The sequence below is a fragment of the Bacillus sp. SRB_8 genome, assembly GCF_003264205.1.
Taxonomy (GTDB): Bacteria; Bacillota; Bacilli; order Bacillales; family Bacillaceae_G; genus Bacillus_A; species Bacillus_A mycoides.
The window spans coordinates 271,336-295,574 of the sequence record NZ_NADT01000020.1; the positions used below are offsets into that span (position 1 = coordinate 271,336).

27 protein-coding genes and 4 pseudogenes are annotated in these 24,239 nt (G+C 35.7%); 2 read left to right on the plus strand and 29 right to left on the minus strand.

The features are described from left to right. Positions 1 to 69: 69 nt before the first annotated feature. Positions 70 to 567 carry a DUF2247 family protein gene (locus B5P40_RS19680; RefSeq protein WP_113709681.1) on the plus strand — a complete coding sequence of 166 codons (498 nt, stop codon included), beginning with the start codon at positions 70 to 72 and terminating at the stop codon, positions 565 to 567. Between the two features lie 196 nt (positions 568 to 763). On the opposite strand, the pseudogene B5P40_RS33595 reads toward B5P40_RS19680, so the two are convergent. The 24 genes and pseudogenes from B5P40_RS33595 to B5P40_RS19795 all read right to left on the minus strand — a co-directional run. Further along, positions 764 to 832 (minus strand): annotated as a pseudogene (locus B5P40_RS33595) (N-acetylmuramoyl-L-alanine amidase); the annotation flags it as partial. A gap of 12 nt (positions 833 to 844) precedes the next feature. Further along, positions 845 to 1,873, minus strand: coding sequence for a GH25 family lysozyme (locus tag B5P40_RS19690; RefSeq protein WP_113709682.1), 1,029 nt, complete (start codon positions 1,871 to 1,873; stop codon positions 845 to 847). After that, a complete protein-coding gene (locus tag B5P40_RS19695) occupies positions 1,873 to 2,298 on the minus strand; it encodes a phage holin family protein (protein WP_113709683.1) in 426 nt (141 codons plus the stop codon). The genes B5P40_RS19690 and B5P40_RS19695 overlap by 1 nt, the downstream gene beginning before the upstream one ends. A gap of 98 nt (positions 2,299 to 2,396) precedes the next feature. Next, positions 2,397 to 2,543 (minus strand): hypothetical protein, encoded by a 147-nt coding sequence (locus B5P40_RS32870; protein ID WP_181462954.1) that lies wholly within the window; start codon positions 2,541 to 2,543, stop codon positions 2,397 to 2,399. 185 nt (positions 2,544 to 2,728) lie between these two features. Then, the gene (locus tag B5P40_RS19700; RefSeq protein WP_113709684.1) at positions 2,729 to 3,376 is read right to left on the minus strand and encodes a BppU family phage baseplate upper protein; all 648 of its coding nucleotides are present in this window, start codon (positions 3,374 to 3,376) and stop codon (positions 2,729 to 2,731) included. 36 nt (positions 3,377 to 3,412) lie between these two features. Continuing rightward, entirely contained in the window at positions 3,413 to 3,874 is a 462-nt protein-coding gene (locus B5P40_RS19705; RefSeq protein WP_113709685.1) for a hypothetical protein, read from the minus strand. 34 nt (positions 3,875 to 3,908) lie between these two features. Further along, positions 3,909 to 5,882, minus strand: coding sequence for a phage tail spike protein (locus B5P40_RS19710; protein ID WP_113709686.1), 1,974 nt, complete (start codon positions 5,880 to 5,882; stop codon positions 3,909 to 3,911). Between the two features lie 431 nt (positions 5,883 to 6,313). Further along, complete coding sequence (locus tag B5P40_RS33600) at positions 6,314 to 6,757, minus strand: hypothetical protein (protein ID WP_258402160.1); 444 nt, start codon at positions 6,755 to 6,757, stop codon at positions 6,314 to 6,316. Positions 6,758 to 6,846: 89 nt separating this feature from the next. Then, complete coding sequence (locus B5P40_RS19720; protein WP_113709687.1) at positions 6,847 to 8,532, minus strand: glycoside hydrolase family protein; 1,686 nt, start codon at positions 8,530 to 8,532, stop codon at positions 6,847 to 6,849. A gap of 13 nt (positions 8,533 to 8,545) precedes the next feature. After that, the gene (locus tag B5P40_RS19725; protein ID WP_113709688.1) at positions 8,546 to 9,355 is read right to left on the minus strand and encodes a distal tail protein Dit; all 810 of its coding nucleotides are present in this window, start codon (positions 9,353 to 9,355) and stop codon (positions 8,546 to 8,548) included. After that, positions 9,352 to 10,788, minus strand: a pseudogene (locus B5P40_RS19730) (phage tail protein); the annotation flags it as partial. The pseudogene B5P40_RS19730 and the gene B5P40_RS19725, both read right to left, overlap by 4 nt. 228 nt (positions 10,789 to 11,016) lie before the next feature. Next, a pseudogene (locus B5P40_RS19735) lies at positions 11,017 to 13,512 on the minus strand (coiled-coil domain-containing protein); the annotation flags it as partial. A gap of 241 nt (positions 13,513 to 13,753) precedes the next feature. Beyond that, positions 13,754 to 14,116 (minus strand): hypothetical protein, encoded by a 363-nt coding sequence (locus B5P40_RS19740; RefSeq protein ID WP_113709690.1) that lies wholly within the window; start codon positions 14,114 to 14,116, stop codon positions 13,754 to 13,756. 4 nt (positions 14,117 to 14,120) lie between these two features. Continuing rightward, a complete protein-coding gene (locus tag B5P40_RS19745; RefSeq protein WP_113709691.1) occupies positions 14,121 to 14,693 on the minus strand; it encodes a major tail protein in 573 nt (190 codons plus the stop codon). Further along, positions 14,694 to 15,023, minus strand: coding sequence for a hypothetical protein (locus tag B5P40_RS19750; RefSeq protein ID WP_113709692.1), 330 nt, complete (start codon positions 15,021 to 15,023; stop codon positions 14,694 to 14,696). It lies immediately after the preceding gene. Further along, entirely contained in the window at positions 15,020 to 15,388 is a 369-nt protein-coding gene (locus B5P40_RS19755; RefSeq protein WP_113709693.1) for an HK97 gp10 family phage protein, read from the minus strand. The genes B5P40_RS19750 and B5P40_RS19755 overlap by 4 nt, the downstream gene beginning before the upstream one ends. After that, on the minus strand, positions 15,381 to 15,680 hold the full coding sequence (locus B5P40_RS19760; RefSeq protein WP_113709694.1) for a phage head closure protein: 300 nt from the start codon (positions 15,678 to 15,680) through the stop codon (positions 15,381 to 15,383). The genes B5P40_RS19755 and B5P40_RS19760 overlap by 8 nt, the downstream gene beginning before the upstream one ends. Beyond that, a complete protein-coding gene (locus tag B5P40_RS19765; RefSeq protein WP_113709695.1) occupies positions 15,677 to 15,949 on the minus strand; it encodes a head-tail connector protein in 273 nt (90 codons plus the stop codon). The genes B5P40_RS19760 and B5P40_RS19765 overlap by 4 nt, the downstream gene beginning before the upstream one ends. 2 nt (positions 15,950 to 15,951) lie before the next feature. Continuing rightward, complete coding sequence (locus B5P40_RS19770; RefSeq protein WP_113709696.1) at positions 15,952 to 16,242, minus strand: hypothetical protein; 291 nt, start codon at positions 16,240 to 16,242, stop codon at positions 15,952 to 15,954. A 36-nt stretch (positions 16,243 to 16,278) separates the two neighbouring features. Continuing rightward, complete coding sequence (locus B5P40_RS19775) at positions 16,279 to 17,445, minus strand: phage major capsid protein (RefSeq protein ID WP_113709697.1); 1,167 nt, start codon at positions 17,443 to 17,445, stop codon at positions 16,279 to 16,281. A gap of 13 nt (positions 17,446 to 17,458) precedes the next feature. Next, positions 17,459 to 18,043, minus strand: coding sequence for an HK97 family phage prohead protease (locus B5P40_RS19780; RefSeq protein ID WP_113709698.1), 585 nt, complete (start codon positions 18,041 to 18,043; stop codon positions 17,459 to 17,461). Then, positions 17,994 to 19,229, minus strand: a complete 1,236-nt coding sequence (locus B5P40_RS19785; RefSeq protein ID WP_113709699.1) for a phage portal protein — start codon at positions 19,227 to 19,229, stop codon at positions 17,994 to 17,996. Before B5P40_RS19785 ends, B5P40_RS19780 begins: the two co-directional genes overlap by 50 nt. Positions 19,230 to 19,244: 15 nt before the next feature. After that, positions 19,245 to 20,931: pseudogene (locus B5P40_RS19790) on the minus strand (terminase large subunit). Then, positions 20,894 to 21,661 carry an HNH endonuclease gene (locus B5P40_RS19795; protein ID WP_113709700.1) on the minus strand — a complete coding sequence of 256 codons (768 nt, stop codon included), beginning with the start codon at positions 21,659 to 21,661 and terminating at the stop codon, positions 20,894 to 20,896. The pseudogene B5P40_RS19790 and the gene B5P40_RS19795 overlap by 38 nt, the downstream one beginning before the upstream one ends. Positions 21,662 to 21,750: 89 nt before the next feature. On the opposite strand from B5P40_RS19795, the gene B5P40_RS19800 reads away from it, so the two are divergent. Next, positions 21,751 to 21,897, plus strand: a complete 147-nt coding sequence (locus B5P40_RS19800; RefSeq protein WP_113709701.1) for a ribbon-helix-helix protein, CopG family — start codon at positions 21,751 to 21,753, stop codon at positions 21,895 to 21,897. A gap of 21 nt (positions 21,898 to 21,918) precedes the next feature. Here B5P40_RS19800 and B5P40_RS19805 read toward each other — a convergent pair whose 3' ends face one another. The 5 genes from B5P40_RS19805 to B5P40_RS19825 form a co-directional block, all read right to left on the minus strand. Continuing rightward, positions 21,919 to 22,290, minus strand: coding sequence for a hypothetical protein (locus tag B5P40_RS19805; RefSeq protein ID WP_113709702.1), 372 nt, complete (start codon positions 22,288 to 22,290; stop codon positions 21,919 to 21,921). A 59-nt stretch (positions 22,291 to 22,349) separates the two neighbouring features. Continuing rightward, positions 22,350 to 22,838, minus strand: coding sequence for a hypothetical protein (locus B5P40_RS19810; protein WP_113709703.1), 489 nt, complete (start codon positions 22,836 to 22,838; stop codon positions 22,350 to 22,352). Next, a complete protein-coding gene (locus tag B5P40_RS19815; protein ID WP_113709704.1) occupies positions 22,835 to 23,143 on the minus strand; it encodes an HNH endonuclease in 309 nt (102 codons plus the stop codon). The genes B5P40_RS19810 and B5P40_RS19815 overlap by 4 nt, the downstream gene beginning before the upstream one ends. Continuing rightward, positions 23,144 to 23,737, minus strand: coding sequence for an NUMOD4 domain-containing protein (locus tag B5P40_RS19820; protein WP_113709705.1), 594 nt, complete (start codon positions 23,735 to 23,737; stop codon positions 23,144 to 23,146). A 139-nt stretch (positions 23,738 to 23,876) separates the two neighbouring features. Further along, positions 23,877 to 24,164 carry a hypothetical protein gene (locus B5P40_RS19825; protein WP_113709706.1) on the minus strand — a complete coding sequence of 96 codons (288 nt, stop codon included), beginning with the start codon at positions 24,162 to 24,164 and terminating at the stop codon, positions 23,877 to 23,879. Positions 24,165 to 24,239: the final 75 nt, after the last annotated feature.

Consider the following 24,239-nt stretch of genomic DNA (forward strand, 5'->3'; position numbering starts at 1 on the left):
AGATTTATTGAAAATGATATTGTTACAGGGAAACCAAATCAAGTTCCAAAAAAGTAAAAGGAGAATTATATGGATTTAATAGATTTTAAGAACAAAGGTCTTAAGTATGATTGGAAAACTATTTATACTGGCGTAAATAAAAAATATTTTGAACCGAATGTCATTTCTGATTATGCGGTGGAACTTATGGAAGCTGGTGATGATGAAGCTTTTGTTAATGAACTAGCTTGGGGAATAGATTCTAGTGATTTAGATAAAATTTTGTTTGAAATTAAAGATTTCCATTTTCCTAATTTAGAAGAAAATAGTGAAGAATTACAGAATGAGAATAGTAAACTCAGATTCGTTTACTTATCTAAGTTAAAAGAAAAGATTACTGATGAGGATGAACTATTAAATAGAATTGCAGAGTTTTATGATAGACATGATTATCCTGAAGATATGACAAGTTTTATTACTTATATGCCCCAAGATACCCCAACTACGAAGGAAGATTTATTAAATAGGTTTTATAAATTTTTGGATTCAGAGAAAAATTTATTGAATAGCTACTTTGCTAGATTCTGAGGGCATGAAAAGAACTTTTTGAAGAAAAATTTTTCTTTAGGATTGGATATTTCAATGAACCATGTTATCTAGCTTGGAGTAAGTGAAGAGAAAGTTACATATAGAGAATAATCAACAAAAGAGAACTCAAATGTGAGGTCTCTTTTGTTAATTTAAATTAAAAATTATTATTTAAGTGGATGCTCTTTTGCAACTCTTACTTTACAGACACATAGGCCTCATTTGCTGTTACATAGTATGTTTTACCTTTGTTGTTGTGTACTTTTGAAACCACCTATTACTTAATAATTACATGTTCCTCACGAATCCAACGATTACCATCAATATCAATATGCCCATCTTGTCTATTAAACAATTGATATGGCTTACTTCCATCCACAAAACCAGTGTCATTTCCGTTCGGTCCATCGTAAGTTCGGATTTGATACCCTGACCAATATTTAGTGTATGCATAGAACCATTGGACATCAAAATGTTTTAGGTAAGCCCACTGTTTTTCATTTCCAAGGCAGATCATATTTTTTTCTCCACCACCCCAGTATCCTTTATGGATTAAGTAAGGGATTTTTTGTGTGATACGTCCAGCAAAAATAGGATCAGCAGGATTTTCATATAGATTCACACCATAACCATCATCGTATTTAGATGTTGCATGTCCAATTCCCTCTTTTTGAATAGGCTGAATTGGATCAATTGGATTAATTGGATTTAGATCATTACCACCAATAAACCAAGATAATGGCTTGTCTCCATTTAGAACATTTAAATCAACCTTTCCTACACCATCAAGCCAACCGCCTGTTTCTCCGTCTGCATATTGCCATAGATCACACGCAAAGGCAGGTTTATTACTTCCATAACGAGGAATCCATAAGAAGTCTGCTTTTACCTTATTTAAACCATATTGATTGTACATATGATGCGATACATAAAATCCGACTTTCCAACCTGCCGCTTTACATGTATCAATAAAAGCTTGAGAAGCAGCTGCTAGATTGTCGGGGCCACAACTTTTTAATGTATCATCCTCACAATCTAGCACTAAGAATTTAGCATTTGAATTTGTTCTTTTCATAAAATCGTTCGCTTCCACAATTGCATCATTAACAGAAACATAGCATCCATACGCATAGGCAGCATGTGGAATGCCACGTTTCTCTAATTGTGCTACATGTTGTTTATATAATCCATCTACTGTATCTGATCCATATTGAACACGGCAAATCGCTAAACTAACTTGAGGAGCTAATACATCCCAATTAATACTGTCATTCCATTTTGAAATATCGATAATATGTTTTTTCATTATTGAACATCTCCCTTTTTATCATCTTGTTTTTGTTTACCACCTAAAATTTCAACCGCGTTTGTCAAAGCTTGTGGAAGTGGGATTCCCATACGTCCAGCGTTTTCTAAAAGTGATAACAATTCATTACCCATGAAGAAAAAGATTGTTGCTTCACGGATAGCGCTGTTGCTTCCAAACGCTGTATCTAAATGCGCAGCCACTCCAACCAAAAGAAAAAGCACCACCTTTTTGGCGATGCCTTTGAAACCTACTTTACTTTTTAACTCTCCGTTGTATCCTGCTGCTATCATGCCAGTTAAATAATCAATAACCGCCATCATAACTAATATTTTCAATGTCGCATCCCATCCTCCCAAGAAATACCCACAGAAGCCACCAAAAGTAGCAATAAAAGCTTTTAATAATACATCGATTCGATCCACATTCTTTCCTCCTTATTTAAAATAAAAAGAGAAGCACGTTATGTGCCCCTCTTTGTTATATAAGCCGTATTTTATATAGTTTTACATTCTTAATTTTATTACCACCAAAAATTGATCAACCAATCTTTATGATGATGGATATATCTTAATAAGATCTTAATCCAGCCCAAAAACGATATCCAGAGGATAATAGAAAATGCACTTCCCCAGAGCAAACCTACAAAGAAATTACCTTCTTTCTTCATATTAATTCTCCTATTATTTTCATAAGTGATTTACCGTAGAATATCTTAATGCTGTGTACTAGCGGTGTATTTATTGTGAAATACAAAAGATATACATGATGTGAATTTATTAAGAAATTTTCAGTACAGCATAACCGTAATTGTTAGCAATATTAAAAGTAACCCCTTCTGTATCCACAATGTCATTAAGTAGCGTAAGTTCCTTTTGGAGAACCACTTGCCAATGATGACACCTTTGTATCAACATAAGTTTTATCCGTTTTATCAGCTAATTGTGAAGCGACACCACTCACATTATTAGACAAAATCCCAATTTGATTCGTATTTTCTGCAGACTTTGCTAATGCTTTTTCTGCTGTTTCTTTAGATTCGATTAAGGCTGGTACATCTACTCCTTCAAGATTCTCATTTGCTTCAATGATCTTTTGGATAACGCCATATTCATTTGTTGATTCAATTGCTTCGTCGCTTGAAATGGATTCTGCAACACCAAATACAAACTTTTGAGTCTCTACGATTCTATCGCCTTCTTCGATTTGTACTTGTCCAATAACGTTACCAATCGCCGTGAGAGTTTGGTTTTTTAGGATAACCTGGTATTTCCCTTTCAACGGGTTAATAGGCTGGCAATTTTCTTGGAATACCCGTGTTCCATCAGGCTTTTTGAATGAAATTCTAACCGCTGTTGCAGATGATAAGTCCATTTCCATCGTTTTATTCGTTATGTTTAACAGTAACTTTGCGCTGTTTTGGTCTTTTTGTGAAAATTGAACAGGTTCAGATGCTAATTTATATATCAAATCGACGTTGATTTCATGAGGTTTAAATGGCATATATCCATCTCCTTTCAAAATAAAAAGAACAATTTATTACTGTTCTTTAGGTTCCGTCTGTTCAATTGTGCCACCATCTACCGTTCCTCCTGGTGGTTCTTCAGTTGTTGGTGGTGTAACTGGGTCTTTTGGTTCTTCTTTCACAGGAACAACTTGCTTCACATCGATTCGAGAGAAGATATAGTCACCAATTACGACTGTAATTGTATTATTGTTGTTTAATTGTTCGTTTAAGAAGATTGGATCATAATCATTAGTTGTAATTTCAATTTCTTTTCCACCGTTTGTATGAACTTTTACTTTTGTAGCACCTTCCACAGTTGGGTGATCCAGCGGAAGAATACGTTTTACATCAATTCGTTGAATAATAAAATCACCGATAAGCACGGTGATTAGGTCATTGCTATTTAATTGATCGTTTAGCACCTGTGCATTGTATGTTTCAGCTTGTACCTTGTGTTTTAACCCGCCTTGTGTATGAATTTCGATTGTTTGCATATGTTATCCATCTCCTTTTATATTTTTATTTATCCTAATACGTACCGCCACTTCTGGATTGGATAAAGAGGCGGCCTGTAACTGTAGCGTTAATTCTAGCCAAACTATTCGGCGTAATTTTAATCTCAACATAACGGCCACGTTGCAATTTTCCTTCGTTATCCTTCGCTAAATACGGAATCAAATTTATATCTTGTCCACGTATCGAATCAAACGGCAATGTATTTCCATCCACTTCAATCGTCACTTTTGATGGAGTTTGGTATAGTTCGAAAATACCGAACTCAATTTCATGTGTATGGTCTGGTAAAGTTATATCGTGTTTATGGTTGGGAATACTAATATCGTGCGTATGGTTGGGAATACTAATGCTATGACTATGGTCGGGAATACTGATACTATGCGAATGGTCCGGCAATGTAATATCATGTGTATGATTTCCGCTAGAACCGTGTGTATAGAAACTAGATCCTGTTCCTTTTGCGTAAAACGAAGCTGCTGTATTTCTTCCAGGATCAGAAAAAGCTGTATACAATCCTATTGTTGTAGGCTCAGCAGGAACAATTCCACCACCATGAAACATCTTATGAACATGATCTCCTCCACCACTTGATGCCCTTACAGTACCACCGCCAGCGCTCGTTGAACCGACAGTTGCTCCTCCTGAAGATGTGGAACTTACATTAGCACCTCCAGCTTGGGTTGACCCAACGGTAGCGCCACCAGCTGATGTTGAAGCGACAACAGCACCTCCGCCCTTAATAGCGCGCTCGTACGCCCTAAATCTTAACGTTTCAAATGTTAGTATCAATTGATTTACATTCTTAACATCGTTAGGTATTTGAAACCTAATAATAGCTGGATGATCTGGGTCGCAGTTATCTTGGAAAGGTTGACTATCAATATTAGTTGTCCCTTGAGAATATACTTCGTTGACTTTCTGTCTCTTCTCAATATCCGCCTGTATTGTCCCTAAATCAGTCACTTTATTTTCTAATACAAGCTTTACATCAAGTGGATTACCAGTAACATCATCTTTTTGACGGTCCATTACTCGTAAATCAACAAATATATTAAAATCCTCATCATATAAGCGAACTAACTTACCTGTCTCATATTTTTCTATTTTGTATGGATCTATTAACTCGTAATCAATTGCATCAATTTCATACGTAACTTTTGGCATACACGCTTTTAGTAACATCGATCGTGCGGAAGCATAAAGCGATTGAGCGTCTTCGAATCGTCTATCCACCCAAATATAATCAAAACCATCATGTAACTCTCTGACAAAATCAGGAGCATCAATATATGGTAGACCATTGTTAACGCTTTTGATTGTAAGCTGATTAACTCCCTCACCATAACCAAGTGGATAAATTCTTGTCATAACATCTTTAGCTTCTACTTTTCTCTTAATGCCCTTCATGTTCTTCCGGTATCGGAGCTCACCTGTAATTTCATCTGAATAACGTACAAGATTTAAGGCCCAGGGATAAGATGAATCGTCCCAAGTCCATTGGAACTTCTCATCAAACGGTTTCGGTATGCTATATATCGGGCCTAATATGGTATCTTCATTTTCCCAACTATATTGAAAGTATTTCACGAAATCACATTGCCCAAGTTTCCAATGCTTTGTTCTTTGTTTGCTAAGGAGATACTCAATATTCTGCTTTGTGGTTAAATTAATTCTTTCGTGATAACCAAAAAGCACGCTGTCCATCAGTGTGGATAAAACGTGTTCGCAGTCATAAGTTATTATTTTTTCATGTACTTCTCTTTCTTCATCACTATCCATAATACGGAACATTCCGATACGTTTACCGTTATCAAATATCTCCACATAATCAAACGTTTCGATTTCTTCTCTCTTTGGATCGGTAAATGGTAATGAAAAACCCGCCGTCCAAAGTTCATTGAGTGGCGGGTTGTACTTTATATTATATGCATTCTCAAGATATGCTTTGAGTTGCATTTGTTTGTTATAGAGTTTTATATGTCGCAATGAATCACCCACTTTCCATATTTAGATAAAAATAAAAAGAGAGATGATTGTCCCTCTTTGTTATCAAAACTATAGCTTTTTTACATTATAGTTAAAAAGATTTCTGATATCTTTATCACTTAAAACCATGCTTAAGATGGCTAATATCTCGTTCATTGAATTAACCACTACATTATTATGTCTTGTCACAGCATACTCATCATTGTGGAAGATTTTCGGCTCAATCCCTTTCACTTCTAATGTCTCAATTAGTTGTGGGATATGGTCATTGTAAGTGTTATCGTTATGTGACGTAACAACATAAACATTAGGCTTATTTATTGATGTTTCAATTACGCTTTTCAAGTAATTCTCATAGGATTCCTTATCCTTTTGGGAAGGTTTTTCAGGCAAAATATATTCAAGAAACGGCTTATATTTTGAAATCCAATTCACAAATTAAACTGAGGTACAGCTGTAATAATGTTCGCAGCCCCTAACTCAAATCCAAACATTAAAGCGGCATATCCACCTTTTGAAAAACCAAATGTAACGATGTTTTCTCGCAAGATTCCATATTCAACTATCTTTTTCTTCAAGAATTCTAATACTGCATCCTTGGTGTCTAATTTACCATTCAGGCCAAGGTAATAATCACCAACAAGCCCATGATCATCTTTTATATATAATTTTCTACAATTAAAGAATTTTAAACCATCGATTAGCGTATATGGATATCTTGTTTTTAAATCGTCTGATTTCTCGTCACCTAATGATTGAAAAATAACTAAAAGCTTCTGTTGTCCAATATAATTTTGGACTGGGTATGGGTCTTCCATGTAGGTTAGTTCAACCCCGTTTTTTGCTTTATATTTAACTTCTACCTTACCACTCATAATTTATCCCCTTTGTAGTTAAATATTACCACCACCTATTCTATTAAATATCCATGTTTTTATCTATTATTATTTTTCAAATTCATCTACTAATATAGAGGATTCCATTTTGCCCCATCATATCCAAGATGTTTTTTCTGGACTGCATCATATCGAATAGCACCTTCACGTTCAACTCCCGCCCATCGACCAGCATCCTCAAATATAACTGCTGACACTTCCATGCCTCCTGCTTTCGTCGGGTTACCTACTAATTTAGGTCTAAAGAAATCAGCTTCTCCAAGTCCAACCATACTCGATTTTCCTGGTTCATATAATTTAAATTCATTTGAATTATAATAAGCTGATTTACCAATGAATTTTAATCCGTTATTTGTCCGAATCGCTTCAACAGCTAAATTAATTAGTACATTTGCAGAAAAATCATTAACAAATTTAACTTCATCAGCCGTACTGAATTTCAAACAAGCTTTCCATAAGGAACCGTTTGATTGTAATGAAGAAATTTGGAGTCCGTAATTACGCAAGAATGCTTCATAAACCATATTTACTGCTTTTACGTTGGATTGAATATATAAATCATGTCGATCTAGCCCTTTTAGATGCTCCACATGTTCACCGAAGGTAAGCCCAGTTCCGCGCTCCCACTTCTTATTAACTCCAGAGTAATAGATATAATAAATACCATCTATCTTTGTAATACTAGATCGGTATATGCCACGATTGTCCCATGTGAATTCTTGATTTGATGGACTTACAATTTCTTTAGCAATAGAGTAATTCACATTGTCTTTTGATAACGAATGGAATAAACTCATAGTATTTCTATCTTGTCCATCTTTAAAAGCAACAACAGCCATTTCGTACCCTTTATCTGTATGAATAACGTCTAAATGCCATGGGTTCATTTGACTTTCAAATGGTATATTGATCTCTCTAAAGGTTCCCCAGTTCGTCCCTAAAGCACTTTCTGCATAAATAACTTTATACCCATTACCAACAGCCCACATTTTATACTTATTATCTTCAAATATAATAGCTGGACTTAAATAGTCTTGTTTATTTCTGTCATCTTGCAACGCTATTTCCTTTTGCGACCAGTTCACACCGTTAGTAGAAGTCTTTCTATAAATAGTAATGGTTCCAAGTGAATCATCTACATATCTCCAATACACTTCAATTCTATTGAAGTTAGGGTTGTAGACAATATGAGTATCGCTCTGATACTGTTTATCAGATGTCCCTGGTGGTTGTGGCTCCAATGGGTTTTTATATCCTGTAGGTTCTACCCAAGTAATCATATCGTTGCTAGCCAACACATGTGGGTTTTCTTTTGCTTGATCCCCACCAGGATACGGAGTAAATGCCATCCAATAATAGTAACCATTCCACTTCGAACCAAAATTAATGACTTTTGGGTGATATGCTTCAATATCATCGTAAGCACTCAATAAAGTTAATCGGAACTGTGCGTTTGTAGCGCTTATTTTATTTATTTCACGGTCTTTATAATCTAAGCGATCTTTCAGTGTATCGAATTTCCTTCTATCTTCATCTACCCTTGCTTGAGCTGCTTCAACAGAAGAATCTCCTTTAATAACAAGTTGATCTAACTGTTTTTTTAAATTATCAGCAATATTGATAGCATTTGTAGAATTATACTCTGCAGTAAATGATTTATTCAGCGCTTCATTCGCATTTGTTATTCCTTGGTTAATCTTCGGGTAACCTTCCTTCAGTTTATCTGTTGGTAATAATTTAGGCGCATCAGCCATTTATTCCACCACCTTATATATATTTAGCACGGTATTTGAATGCAATGTTTATATTTAGGTTTGAACCGCCTATTCGTATTGCATTTGCGCCGGGTTTCAACTCTAATTTTTCTAAATCTCCTTTTAATTGGAATAAGAAATTACTCCCATCTTTAATAGCTGCGTATCTTTCTGCATCAATTACAAATGAAGAATTAGTAAATGTTCCAAAAGAAAAACTCTCGCCATTTATAGTAAGAGTTAAGGATGTTGCGCTTCCCGATATTTCTACTACTGGTCGTGATACTTTCGAACCTACATTTTTGACACTTAAATTCTGTGGTGTGGTAACAACAAAAGAAGAATCGCTACCACCAAGAAGAATATCTGACATAAACGGAATATTATCTCCCCACAATACATCGTCAGTACTTTCCACAATTGAGTGAGCATATGGATCATAAGCTTTCATAGGTAATTCAAACTTACCCATACTTAAATACCGTTCAATCGGCATCGAACCACTGTATCTAGCTAGATAATATTTATCAGGCTCGTAATCATAAATTAATTTCACTTCTTTTGGTTTACCGCAATGATCAATAAAGGCAGCTACCATTTTTCTGATAGCTGCCGCTAATTCAAATCTATTTTCTTGCGGTTTAACAAGTAAAGGTAGATTAAACTCCATAGGATCTATATCTGAACCAAAATAATAAGCGCCAGGACGACCAGGAATAGAAACTGTATAGTCACGGACTGGTGGGGCTGCTGGATGTTGGAATCCTGGTAAAAGAGCTAAACCTAATTGATTTAACGATTTCCCATCTATTGTTAAACTCATAATTGCCCCACCCTTCTTCCTGATGTCTTAATATAATTTCCTAATTCCACTGCTAATTTTTTAATGTCAGTTTCTTCACGAATAGGGAATGTAGCACCTTCAAACATTCTTTCGAAATTATATGAAATATTCCCATTTGAGTTAGAAGAATTGCCATCCACATTACTTTGACTAGCATTTCTACTCATTGCTTGTGAGCTATTAGCCATACTGCCATATACATTGCTCATGACACTTTTCAAACCAGATAACTCTTTCATAGAACTAGCCATTGAATAACTCATATCACCAATTAATCGGCTCATAGTACCTGTGATGCCAAGTGATTTTTCATTTGAGGATAACGGCGTTACAGAAACACGATTACCTCGCTTGGTAAATAACTCTGGTCCAGCTTCTCCGGCAATAAATGAACCATCTCCAAGAACATGTCCACCCGTAGCTAACATCGGGATTCTAGGGATATTAGCTTTTCCTCCACCCGCAAATGGAACCCAATCGGGCATTTCTATACTGTTAATACCCTCGATTAATCCGTTAAGCATTGATACTACAGCATTTATCGGTGCTTTGGCAGCTGTTTTAATTCCCTCGAAAACACCACTGAAAATCTTTACAATTCCTCCCCATGCTTTTTCCCAGTTCCCTGAGAAAACACCGGAGATGAAATCTATAATTCCGTTTAAAATTGGTTTTAAAACTGTATCCCATACAACTCTGATACCATCAAATGCATCTGATACAACACTACCAATAGCACTAAATACAAATTTAAATGCTGGTAAAAGAACATTTTCGATAACTGATGAAATTTTTGAGAAGACAGGTGATAATATTTCATTCCAAACACGCTGAATAATCGCAAATGCATCTTGAACAATATCTTTTATGAGTGTAAATCCTTTTTCAAATACTGGTTGTAAAGTCCCAACAATTATAGATACTATTTGATCTATTGTCGGTTTGAAATACTCATTGTATATGGCCATTATTTTATCGCCGAATAATACCCATATGGCAATTAATCCTGCGATTGCCGCAACCACTAAAGCAATCGGGCTTGTTAAAACAGCCATAACTCCTGCAAAGGTTATAGCACCTGATGTGGCCAAGAAGATTACTGGAGCTAAAGCCGCACAAATACCAACAAGTATCCCAATCGCAACTGTTATAGCAGTAATCGCAGCCGCTAACACTGGATGAGCTGAAATAAATCCAGCAAATGCAGAAACAACATCAGCTACTGTAAGTAACACTGGTTCAAGAGCTTCTTTTAGCTCTTTCACCGCATCTTTCCATTTGACCATCGGTGATGCATCCATTTTATTTGCGGATTCTTGTAAATCATCTATTCCTTTTTTTAAGTCAGCTTGCTTTTCTTCGGTTTGTAAAATTGTATTAATAATGTTTTGACCTTGATCTTCAAACATTGTCATTTTGTTATCGTAAAGGCTTTTTATCCTATACTTCTTGCACTTCATATTAATGCAAGCTCGGCATACGTTTTCACTTATAAAGTGTCGCGGTCTCGTGGAGGGATTATATCTTTTCACCCTCTATGCTCTGCCCCTGACTACACTTTGCATAGCCTTCGGTTCAAGTTAGGAATCGCACCCTTCTTGCTTCATACCGCAATTTTACTTCGGCACAATTTATCATCTACCGAAAAGTTGTACACCAATAGCTTCACGTAAAGCAGCATCATCGATATTGTTTAGCCATTTAACCATATCTACAAATGCCTGTTTACCTTCTTCGCCGCCTTTAGCAATAGCCTTACCCCAACCTTCCAGTTGAGTAAATATTTCTTTTACAGCTGCGCTATCAGGTGGTTTTTTCGCAAGCTCGAGTTTCTCTGCATTCATTTCTTTAAAAGATTCTAATTCGGCTCTATGCGATTCGCGAACAGCATCCATTTCATCGCTTAAACGCTCACTTAACGCTTGTTTACGGTTAGTATGACTTTCTTTTAAAGCTGATAAGTTAGCTTGGCTCACTTCTCTTAAAGAATCGATTTGCGCTTTATTTGATTCACTAATCGCCTTTAAATTCTCTTGTTTACTTTGCTGAAAAGCTTCTTTTTGTTCCTGTTGGCGTTCTTTCAGAGCTTCCTTTTCATTGTTTATTTGCTCTTTAACTTGTTCTTTTCGACTATCAATTTCTGATTTCAACGCTTCTTTCTTTGCGTCGGAAGCTTCTTTTATACCGTCTTTTTCTTCTTTTAATCTATCGATTTGACTTTTACGTTCTTCACGGATTTTATCAAGACGCATTTTCTCTTCGAGATCTTGCAATGCTTTTATTGCTGCCTGACGCTCTTCTTCATTTTTTGCTTTACTTATTTTTATCTTTAAATCAGCGCGTTTCTCAGCGTTTTCGCGTTCTTTAATATATTTATCTTCGGCTGCTGTTTTTCCATCTAGATAACCAATTTGATCGTCAATCGCTTTAAGACGATTGTATTTTTCCTCATCGATTAATTTCATACGTTCCATATATTCTTTATCGATGAGCTTTATTTTCTGTTCAGAAGACTTTTCAAAAGCTTTAACTTCCGCTTCAAGTGACTTCTCAAGCGCTTTTTGTTGTCTATCATAATTTTTTGATGCAGCATCGTATTCAGCGCTAAGTTTTTTCTCTAAATTCTTTTGTTGATTATCGTAACTTTTAGAAACCGCATTGTATTCAGCATCAAGACTTTTAGCTAATGCGTTCTGCCTTTGACTATGGCTTTTAGAAAGTGATTTCTCTTGATTGCTATAGGATTTAGCAAGTTCAGATTCTTGTTTCGCAAATCCTTTTTGCATCGCTGAAACTTGTTCATCAGACATTTTCTCAGTGTCATCCACAACACCACGAATAGAATCTTTCATACTGTTGCTTAATCCACGTGCCATTTCAACAGAACGGACACGTCCTTCTTTTAAACCATCTAGTAAATTATCAATATTCCATGATTTTTGTTGTGCTGCACTTGTCATAATGCTTTGTACTTCTTGTGCTGTATAACCAACTCGTCTTAGTTGCTGACCATATTCAGCGATAATATCAAGTTGCTCAGGTGGGAAACCTATTTTTAAAAGGGAATTAACTAAACCTAACGCTTCTTTGTTCGATATATTTAATTCGCTACCGATTTCATTGGTTTCTTGTATTAATTCTGTAAAATCAATCTGCGAATAGGAACTAGCGATGTTTGCTGCTCCTTTTATGATTTCCGTATTCGCTGCGTCAGAAGCATCTTTATTTAATGCCCATTGTCTACGCACACCCTCCAATGCTTCCTCTGCATCACCGCCATAGGCTGTAACAGTTCTGACGGCATCCTCCACAGATCTCTTTGATGCTTCTGGAACGTCAAAGGTAATATCAATTTTCGTCTTTAACTCTGACATGTCTAGAGCCTGTCCGATAACTTCCTGAATGCCACCACCAGCAACTATTCCACCTAATACGTTTTCTAACTCAACGCCTAATCCTTTAACACTTTCACCTGTTTGATCTGCTTCTTGAGAAAGCTGATTCAAATCATTTCTGATGTTTTGAATGGAATTACCATCATCAACAGAACGAAGCGCCTGTTGCAACTTCCCAATATCCGCTTCGGCTCCTAGCGCTTCCCTGCCAATTATCTCAATGGCCTGATCAAGCTGCCTGCTTGATGCCGTACCATTTTTAATTGCATTCACAAGACGATTCCCTAATGCATCCGCAAAATCATCAACACTTTTTCCTGTGGCGCTAAATAAAGTCTCTAATTGTCTTGTTGAACTTGCTGCTTTTTCTTGCTCAGCCTTTAATCCTGCAAGACTGTTTTTGAATGTATTAAGTTGCCCTTCTGTAAATTCAATTTCACGTCTAAATGCCCGATATTGCTCTTCATTAATCGCGCCACTTTCAAATTGTGCTTGAACTTGCTGTTGGGCTGACTTTAAGCTGTCTAATTTTTTTGTTGTATTCTCAATTTGTTGCGTAAGTAATTGTTGCTTTTGGGCTAAAGCTTCCACATTACCTGGGTTGAATTTCAAAAGTCGTTCAATATCTTTTAATTCTTTAGTTACAGCTTCACTTTGTTTATTAACATCTTTTAAGGCGTTTTGAAGACCAGTAGTTTCTCCGCCGATTTCTATCGTTATCCCTTTAATTCTTCCTGCCATGTTATCACCTCGCTTGCTTAGAAATTATTAAAGTCATCTTGTGTAGCTGTTCTTGTATTTTCTTGTTCTTTTTTCGGATTTCGTAATTCCACATACTCATCGATATAATCCAAGCAATCACCTATTGTCATATCTTCTAAATCTTCTTTTGATAGTTTGCATGAATAACAAAGAGCAAGGAATGTATCAACGGAAAATCCATCCTTCCCATTGTTACGCCCTTGCCCTTGTTCATCTTCTGTTATTTTTTTTTTGACTGAACAGTACTTTTAATTAAGTCCTGAATTTCTGTGATAATTTCAGCAATCGGAAATTCTCCGAATGTATCAAGCCATGTTAATGGATCTGGGACTTCTTTATTTGCCGTTTTAGCAAATGCCCATACTAAGTTATAAATAACTTCAAAATCTAATTTACTTAAATCAACTTGTGAAAGGTCGATATTACTTTGGTCACCATCAGCTGAAATATATGAAGAAAGCACCCCTAAACCAAGGATATCCGCAAACATATCACGTCTAAATTGCGCCTTATAGCGAATTGCTGTACCGGCTGTACTTTTTAAAAGCACGTCTTTCTCATCAATTGTGATTGTTTTTTCCATCTAGTTACGCCCCCACAACTTTCTCGTAAACTTTTGTATACCATGCATCATAAACAAGAGGTGGAGTACCAACAGTTGTTGAATCTTTCACTTTTAATGTTCCTGGATGTTGTGATGCTACGAACTTTAATTCTGTTGTATTCGGCTCTGTTTTATCACTTTTTGTGGAAGAACCAAATCCGGGACGAGATACAGATACGTTATACAGTACATGACGTGTCGCTTTTACATCTCCATCAAATTCAAACATTAAAGCAATTCTTTTGATTTTTGCATTTGATACTTCTGAAATAACCTTGTCCTTTTCATCTAAAACTTCCCCTAATACGTCAGTTCGAAAAGCTTCTGTAAGCTTAGCGAGATTTAAAGTACCTTCATACCCCTGATTACTTGATTCCGCATAATAGTTCATGTCATCAGCGTAGAAATCTGATTGCTCACCTTTCGGATCTAGCTTCATTTCTACTGCACCAGGCAATCTCACTGGCTTAGCAAATGTGATTTTTCCTGTTTCATCTTCTGAAATAACACCATAATGTACATTTTTTAGACCGAAATTAACTTTATTTTCATTCATTTATATCAACCTCGTTTCATATATTTTTTGAAATAATTTCTCTGAATCTATAAAAACCTCAGATGATTCATAAGGAATCTCATTATCGTCCAAGGTTTGTTCAAGTTTGGCTTCAGCAACCAAATCCTTTTTAATTGTGTAAAGTTCAATAGTTACATCGTTTATTTTGTGATGTACTTTGTTATCAGCAATCATGTTTGGTGAACCTGTCACAAGATAACAAATAAAAGGCGGTTTAGGTACGGGATTGCCTATTGTAGCCGTGAAATGCGAATAAGACACAGGATAACCTGTAGCATCAAGAATCTTCTTTAATTCGATTAAATTCATTGTTGAATCGCCCTCTCAACTCGCTCTGAAAAATCATTTACTGCTTTTTTTTCAGCTGGAGCGATATGAACTTTACCTGGTACACGGCCACCATTAACTTTTGCGTGTCCCTTCTCTAATAAGTGTGTAAGTTGAGGTTTTAATGCATTATGAACAATAAATGCATTACCTTCCTTTTTCTTACGCCACCCTTTCGAATATTTACGTCCACCTTGACTTTCACTTTTAGGACTATTTTGCTTTAACTCATCAACAAGATTATTTGCAACTTCTTCTTTTTCAACTTCTAACTTTTCTTCTACTTCTTTTCCATACCTTTGTAGTTCTCTAGCGATGTCATTTGCTAGACTATCGATATTAGCCACCAGCTACCACCTCACAGTACAATTCGATTTTTTCATCTTCACGTTCGTATGTGCGGTATATTTTATATTCTTTGTCACGATACTTAACTTCTCGTTCTTCTTGATAATCAAGAACATGGACGATTAAAACGCAACTCGCTTTAATGTCACTTTGACCAGCTCGAAAGAATTCTGATTGTGGGACAGATTTCTTTTTGCAAAAAACTTGTCTATTAAACGCTTTAATTTCCTCTTTTTGACCTAAATCATCTTCAATAATTGTAACTGTTGGGAAATATAGAAGCTCGTTCATTTATAATCACCTGCTAAAGTTAGGTGATTTTTGAGCATATTATATGATAATTGGAATCTCTCGGCTTCCTTTGCATCCGGAATGAAATTAGCTTTCGTATAAGTGATAATCGCTCGTTTTATAAGTGGATCAGTGTACACATTCGCTTTTGTAGAAGAAACGCCCGACAACATTAAGTCGTGCCGGGCGGCTTCAATTAAATCTGTAATTTCATCATCAAGAGCATCATGCGAGACACGCAATGCCTTTTTCACTACAGTAAGCATCATTATTATTCACCAACTGGTTCAAGTTCTTTTAATGCCTCAAGTGCCGCTTCTTTCCCTTTAACCTTTTCTCCGTTAGGAAGTTCGTAATACCCTCCACCAACATGGACAATTTCAGTTACATCTGGTTCATATCCTACAATTGGTTCTTTATCTAGAAAACCTTCTTCTTGTAAGAATTCAATTCTTTCTAAATCACCCGTTTTATATGAATCTCCAACACTATAATGAATATCGGAAAATTTATCACGAAACGCTGTTACTACGGCATATTCTTTTACTGTTTTATCGCTCATTTGTGATACCTCCTTTTTAATAAAGAAAAGCAGCTATTAAACAGTAGCTGCTTTCTTAACACGTAAAAATCCATTTTTAGAAACAACGTTACCACCTGCAAATACAACACCTTTATGAGCAATCATACCTTGTTTGAATTTGAAGTCTGTAGAACGTTGAACATCCATATCAGAGAAAATAGTAAGTTGGTAATTTGATAGTGGTCCATAAGCCATACTATATTGTCCAACAGTTGTTTTAGCGTCAGTTACAGCTTTACAAGCACTATTAATAATGAATGGTACTCCATCAATTGTTCCAGAGTTCCCATTAGACACTACGTTGTATATCTTCTTACCATCAGCTGTACGAAGTTTAGCAAATGCTTTTAAATCTTTTTTATTCATGATTAATACAGCTGCATCTTCAACATCCTCATCTCCTCCGTAGCTATAGATGATTTCATCTAATGTAGCTGCATCGATTGCTGAGATAGGTAAATCTGTCGCCGCATCAATCGCAGTTGCTGTAGCAGAGAAAATACCTGAAAGACGATTTGTTGCACCTGTACCGACTAAAATTTCACGAGAAAGCTTCTTACGTGTAGATACAGTAATACCTTTCATTACTTCCCCATCATAATCAGCAGCCGGCAATTTCAGAAGTTCTTCAGTTTCCTCTGAATAAGCAGTAATTTTTGCTTTTGTAATATCTGCATATCCAAAAGCTGTTTCTGCAGTAGTGTAATCACTACCTTCAGTTGTATAATCACCTTCTCCATAGCTTTTAATGTAAGGTTGTTGATAGCTTTCTCCACCTTTTAATGTTTTAGAAGAAACGCGATCAATAAGAGTGGATACTTCATTAAAAGTAGGACGAATATCTGAAGCTGTATGTTTCGGAAGGACTACTGTGCCACTACCAACCGTTACTGCACGACTTTCCATTAGAGCTTGTCCACGTTTTTCTGATACTTCTAATTCAACATCTTGTTTCGGTGGCTCGTTGTTGAACGTTTCAACAACTGTACGTTTTTCTGGTTCAGCATTGTTATTAATAACTTCAGCTTCTTTCAGTAAACGCTGACGAGTTTCAATTCTTGTTTGTTCTTCGCTTAGTTCGCGTAATTCAGCTTCTAATGCTACTAAATCAACTTCTCCAGTACCTTCTAATGCTGTGCGGATTTCCGCTTTACGTTGTAAAATTTCTTGTAAACGATTCATATATCATTCTCCTCTATAAGTAAGTTTTTAAGATTAGTTTTTTACGTAATTCTTCTTTCTGTTTTCTTTCTTCATGATGTTTATATGGATCGTAACCCCTCGCACTAACTTCCGAATCAGGATAAGCGGGAAAGGCAACTGCGCTAACCTCTAATAACTTAGCTTTAGTTACTGTTCGTAACATTAAGTCATCGTCAGGCTCATCTATTTCCTCAGTGATCATACTAAAACCAAAGCTAACACCATCAACATCGCCACGCTTAATCGTTTCATACGTGTCATTTCCAAGTGTTGTGTTTGGTAATGTCAATTCGAACCTTAATCCAATGGAATCCTCCGCTAATTGCAAAGTGTTGTTCTTTGTTCTACCCAATACTTTAGAAGTGTCATGTGCCCACAAAAAACGTTGGTCATCTTTTTGCAATGATTCTAAGAATGCACCTTGTCGGAATTGCTCGCGGAATTTTCGATAATAACCCATAACTACTGAATTCTTTTCCCACTTCACAGCGTATCCGGATAGCATTTTATTACCATGTTCATCTTCTCTAATTTCCATTGTTTGCGTTATTAGTTCCCTTTGTTCCGTTTTGTCCATCATTATCACCTCCTTCACCAGTAACTTTTCCATCTTTAACTAGTGCTGTATCTAATCTGCGAATTGGTTTATCTCCACCTTCTATTGGTCCAAGAGAAAGAATCGCTCTCCATTCATTCGGCACTAGTGCTCCTCTATCTACCATTTGAACAAGATCCATCTTCGTTTTCATTGAAGCATATTGAAGAGAAGCAGATTCAAATATAATTTTGTTCCCGAATCCTCTTTCTTTACGTGAAAAAAGCTTCCTGGTGAATTCTCCAGCAAGCTGCATAGCTAATGGTTCTATCTCTGATTCGTAATACGCATTCCATTCATCTTCGTTGTATTTACTTTGAATAATTCTTTCACTTGTATTAAAGAAGTTATAAATACGTTGAACTGTTTCTTGCATTTGCTTTGAATCTGGAACAAAAGCTTCAGGTTTAACTTGTTCTAAGTCATACCGTGGATCTGAGGAAGCTGCGCCGCCATCATTTGCGATATTTAAGTAGTTATTAACAAAGTTTTTAACCTGCATATCGATATCTTCTTGCTTCAATACCGATTTAAATTTAAGAATCCACTTTACTACAGCGCTGTTTTTAATCGCTTTAACAATCCCTTGGTCTGTAGTTGTTACAATTTCCATCAATTGAGATAGTGCTTTACCTGGATGTTCACCAAAGAAGTCATTTTCATTAAAATCTTTACGCAAGTGAATTACATCAGTATACGGAACAGTCATTTGTTTTCCGTTTCTAAAGTAAAACTTCAAAAAGATATCTCCATATGTTCCTTCAACAACCTCAACTGTTGTGCAAGGTATAGGATATATTTCAGAGGCGTACCCTAAGTCATCTCGTTTAATATAAGCAAAGGCATTATGATTCAGTTCTAATTGATTTGTCATTTTCTCCTGAAACATTTGGCCTGTCATTAAAGGATTAGGTTCTTCTAATAAAAACCTAATGTATGGTTCCGGATTAACTTTGAACTCGGTTTTATTATCCCTGATGTGCTTAGCAACTAGCTTACCAACAGCCTTAGCTTTAGGACGTATGCACGCGCGAATTATATCACTCTGATAAATATCTCCACTCCAAGAAAAAAAACCGCCCCCAGTATCGCTAATCATTTCATAACGATTATAACTTTTTGCAGATGAAGCTTGTTTCTTTCCGAATATCTTATCAAATAATCCCAATTTCTCACCTCCTTCTTAAATCATATTGAGGTAATCATTTCGTTTCTCTTGAAGAACGACATAAGCATTTAAAAGCGCTGCTGTTCCATCAATACGACGCCTTTGATTCTTTGTTTTATTTGGTTGTATGTTTAAATTTTTATCAATATCGATTGCTGTGTTTGAAAGACACCATTTATCGATTGGATTGTTATTGTAGTTTACTAATTTAGATTCCAAGTCAGCCCCTAATAATTTCATCGGGCTAGAAAGTGTTTGTTTACCCTGTGCAACAGGAACCATAGCTTCTTTACCAAAATAACCTTCCATTTCTTCTACCCAGTAGTTCGCACTCCATCTGTCATAGCCAATCCAAGGGATATAAATTCCACATTCGTCCCGAATTTCTAAGAACCATTCAGTAACAAATTTATAATGAACTGAATTACCTGGTGTAGTCCGTAATAATCCTTGTTCGTGCCATAAATCATACGGAATATCATCTTCTTTACTCCGCTGTTCTAGTAAATCTTCAGGTAACCAATACATTTGCTTTACATAGATATGAGGATCATCAGGAACCATAAAAATAACCTTCGCTGCTGTTAAATCGGTAGTTGAAGATAAGTCACAACCACCAATTCCATACGAAGGTTTTAATTCAGTTTCACTATATTTAGCTATATTATTTAATTGTTCAAACGTCAACCAAGCTTCCGTTGATGTTTCACGAATATTAAAGTCTTTTGTAAGTAAATTCTTAACAAGCATAGGATTTGCTTTGGCTTTTTCAACTTTACTTCTAAGTTGATCTTCGTTTTTGATAGTCCCTAGTCCTGGATTTGCTTTTTTCCAACACTTTGGATCAATCCATTCTTCCCTTTTATCAAGCTCATAAATAATTGGAAGAACTCTTTCATCTTTGTAACCTTCTGGGTCGTCATAACCGTTTATAATACGTTCGGCTTCTTCGTATTTAATATCAAAGATTCCTTCTCTTACAGTTCCGGCAGTCGTTGTAATAATAGAAATTGGTTGTTCACGAGCCGTCATACCATCAACAATAACGTCATAAAGATTCTTATCTTCAATGGCATGTAGTTCATCTATTAATGAACAATGTACGTTAAGCCCATCAAGTGTATTTGAATCACTTGAAAGAGGTTTGAAAGAACCATCGTTAAAATCTGAAATCATTTCAGCTACTAACGTACGAATTCTTTTAGAAAGGATTGGTGATTTCTTCACCATTCTCTTTGCTTCAGACCAAATGATTTTAGCCTGATCCTTTTTAGTTGCTGCCGATACGATTTCGGGTCCTGGTTCATTATCAGCAACCATTAAATAAAGAGCGATTGCAGAACCCCAAGCCGATTTACCATTTTTACGGGCAACAATTAACATAAATTCACGGTATTTCCTTATACCATCTATCTTATGAACAAAACCAAATAAAGCGGCCGTCATAGCTTTTTGCCATAGCTCTAATAAAAATGGTTTTCCGCCTAAGACGCCCCTTCGAATGTTTACAGAAGTTTTCGATAAACTCTATCGCATGATTAGCGCGCTTGTAATCATACTCCCATTCACTTTCTTGGTTATACAAATCAGAGACTAGTTTTTTATAAACACGCTTAACTTTATCGCTAACAACTTCTTCACCATTTACAATCCTACTGTTATATTCAACGACAGGATTGTAAGTTAATGGATATTTTTTCATTCGAAGAGGACTCCTTTCTTTTAAAATCGAGAAATAAATCAAATTGCTCCTTCGTGTTGTCCCCATAACCATATTCTTTATGAAATTCATCATGATGATTGCTGCATAACGTTACACCATTGTTAACATCAGTTCGTTTTCCTTTACACCAATTATATCCATCCAAATGATGAGCAACTAACCCCTTACCTCTATAACCACAAATGACACAAGTATAATTATCTTTTTCGTATACTTCTTTTGTCCATTTTTTACTTTCAGGAGTTTTTCTTCGTCTGACTCTATCCTCATCACTTAAATTCGGATTATAACTATGACTATTTTCTCCTAAAAACCTACCTAATTGTTCAGCGTGTTTCCCATTACATTTCCTAGAACAATAATGATATTTATAATTAGAGAATTGACCTATCTTCTGAGTTATTTTCTTTCTACAATAATCACAGTGATACTCAACTTTCCCACCTTGCCAATTCCAATGTTTTTCTTTTTTTCTCAAACCATTTTCTTCTCGATATTTACCTTCACAGTATCTAGAACAACACTTTTGAGTTTTCTTATGTGTGTTGAATTTTTCACCACAATATAAACAAGTATTTATATGTTTTTTGCTTCTTTCGTACTCGCATTTTTTACAAGAGTTTCTATATCCATCTTTCATTTCTTTTTGTTTAGAAAAATCATTGATATCTTTTTCTATTCCACACTTCTTACAGAATTTAACTTTCACTCTTACCACCCCTAATAAAATTATAGCATAGTGACATCACCTTTACACCATGGTTTAATCACTTTATAATATAATCGAGGTGATAAAAAATGGTTATTTCAAAAGATAAAACAAGATATTCTTTAAGTATTGAGAAAGAAGTAAAAGAAAAATTAGAACAAGAAGCAAAGAAACAAAATAGAAGTTTAAATAACCTTATAGAGACAATTTTAAAGAACTACCTCACTAATAAATAGTGAGGTTCTTGTTTTTTCTAATCATCTATCCATCACAAACTCATCGAATCCATCACTCTTCTTCTTTGGTTCTGGTGGTATTTTTGGGACATAATCGCCAAGTTGTTTCATAATAGATTGGTAATTTTTATTCATCGATATATAGCGTCGAGCCTGTGGACGCTCTCTTTCATATGGATCTTGATTCTCTGATTGTGAGAACATTTCATCATACCCGTTCTCATCAAGATCTTTTCGAATATCTTCTAATCGTACACGCAAGTCTGCAGCTTCAACAATTAACCCCTCCACAACCAAGAGGGTATCTTTTGGCATATCTTTATATATCCGTTTAAGTCTGTTTATTTCCTTCTTAACTCGTTCTTCTTTTGTTAATTCTTTCTTAATCGCCATCAATAACACCTCATTTCTTTCGTTTTGGGGTAGGGGGGTCACGCGAAATGACCTGTGTGTTACACGAAGCTCCCCTCTCGGACCCCTATGGACTCTTTGTTTATTTTTGAAAAGGGGGGGATTGGTTCTTTTTGTTCCTGATTCTTTTCTACTAATATATTATCAATTAGCTTATTAATTATATTTATATGAGCTTCTTTTTCTTCATCTGTTTCTGTATCTTCTTGTAACTCTTCAAATACTTTAAGTACGTTTGTTATTTTTTCTTTGCTTACATGTCCATCTAGTTCCTTATTATCAATAGCATTAAAGATTATACTAAGAGCAATAGCCTTCTCTATCTTCGTTAAAGCTACACCTTCATGCTGTTCTTCTGCACACGACTCTTGTTTAACTTCTTTAATAGATTGTACTAGGTTAGCATTGTATACATTAAGACTAGTTGCTACTGGAACTACCGCTGCGTTCTCACTAAATAGAAATACTTTCCCATCAACTACTTCAGATTTACCATTCTTAAAAGTAACTTCATAATTGCGTAACGTCATTCATATTCCCTCCTAATTAAATCCCCATTCTCATCAAACATTACATCTTCTCTAATCAATACAGCTTTACCAAACGTCTTAGTGTTATGGCAAGGTAAGCATAAATATTGTAGGTTCTCATGATTCAATGTGATATCTGGATTGTCTATACTCTCTGGTGTTATCTCAACAATATGATCAACGATATATCCTGGTACTTCTTTGCAATGCTCACACATACCATCTAAAGTTGTAGCAATGTATGACCCTCTGCATTTCTCCCAGGCTGTAGATTTATAGAATTTCCGACTGTATTCTTTAGCTATTTAAACCACACCCTTAAACCTCCATACATATCCATACGCCTTTTCTAATTTTCCATTACAGCACCATGAAATATTCCCTTTGCTGTATCCGAGCTGCTTATTAATATCAGCAATACTATTCCATTCTTTTATCAATTTACCTGAACTATCATATTGAATAACTACTTTGCTATTCTTTAATCGAATAGATTCATAATCAGTATTCTTTTTCTTCCTTTGCTTTTTAGTACCATGATTTTCATTTTCTTTTCTAGTGCACCATTCTAAATTAATAACTGTATTATTAGTTTTATTTTCGTCAATATGATTAACTTCCGGTTTATTGCCAGGATTATTAATAAATGCTTCTGCTACCAACCTATGAATATTACATTTCTTGACTTTCCCTTCTAAGTACAACCCGACCTGCAAGTACCCACTCACAGAGTTAAGTGTTAATTTTAATATCTTCCCATGCTGTATCCTTTCATGATTCCCACTATGTCTAACAATCCTATCTAAACTTTTAACTCTGCCTAAACTACTGACTTGATATTTACCTTCGTAATCCTCTATATCCTTCCACACTTCAAGTTCATTACTAACCCTTGCCATTCACCCACCACCTTCTATATTAATAGGAAATAACTCGTTCATCCCCCCTCGAAAAACTTTTTTACAAAGAAAAAAGACCTTGTAATTTACAAAGTCTTTTTTCTTCTATATAAATTTATAACTTTCATATTAGTATTAGTTAAATCCCTCCACCAGGCTCTGTGTTAGCAGGTGCTCCTCCAGTGTGCCCATGTGCTTCTAGTTTTGGGACAATTGTCTCACCATGTGTATAACTTGGAGACCATGTATCTCCATGCGATTCTAATTTGGGTGCAGGTGTATCTCCTCCGTTATAAGCAGGTGCTCCTCCTCCATCCCCTTCTGAAGCCGCTTGAACAATCCCTCCACCATTTCCATGAGCAAAACCAAAAATCCCCAACCCTAAAACAGATAAACCTACGACTGCTGTACCAATTTTCCTTTTCATAATCGCTCTCCTCTATGTGTATTTCATGTTAATTGAAATGAACATATTATGGATATCAGTCATGATGAAAATTCG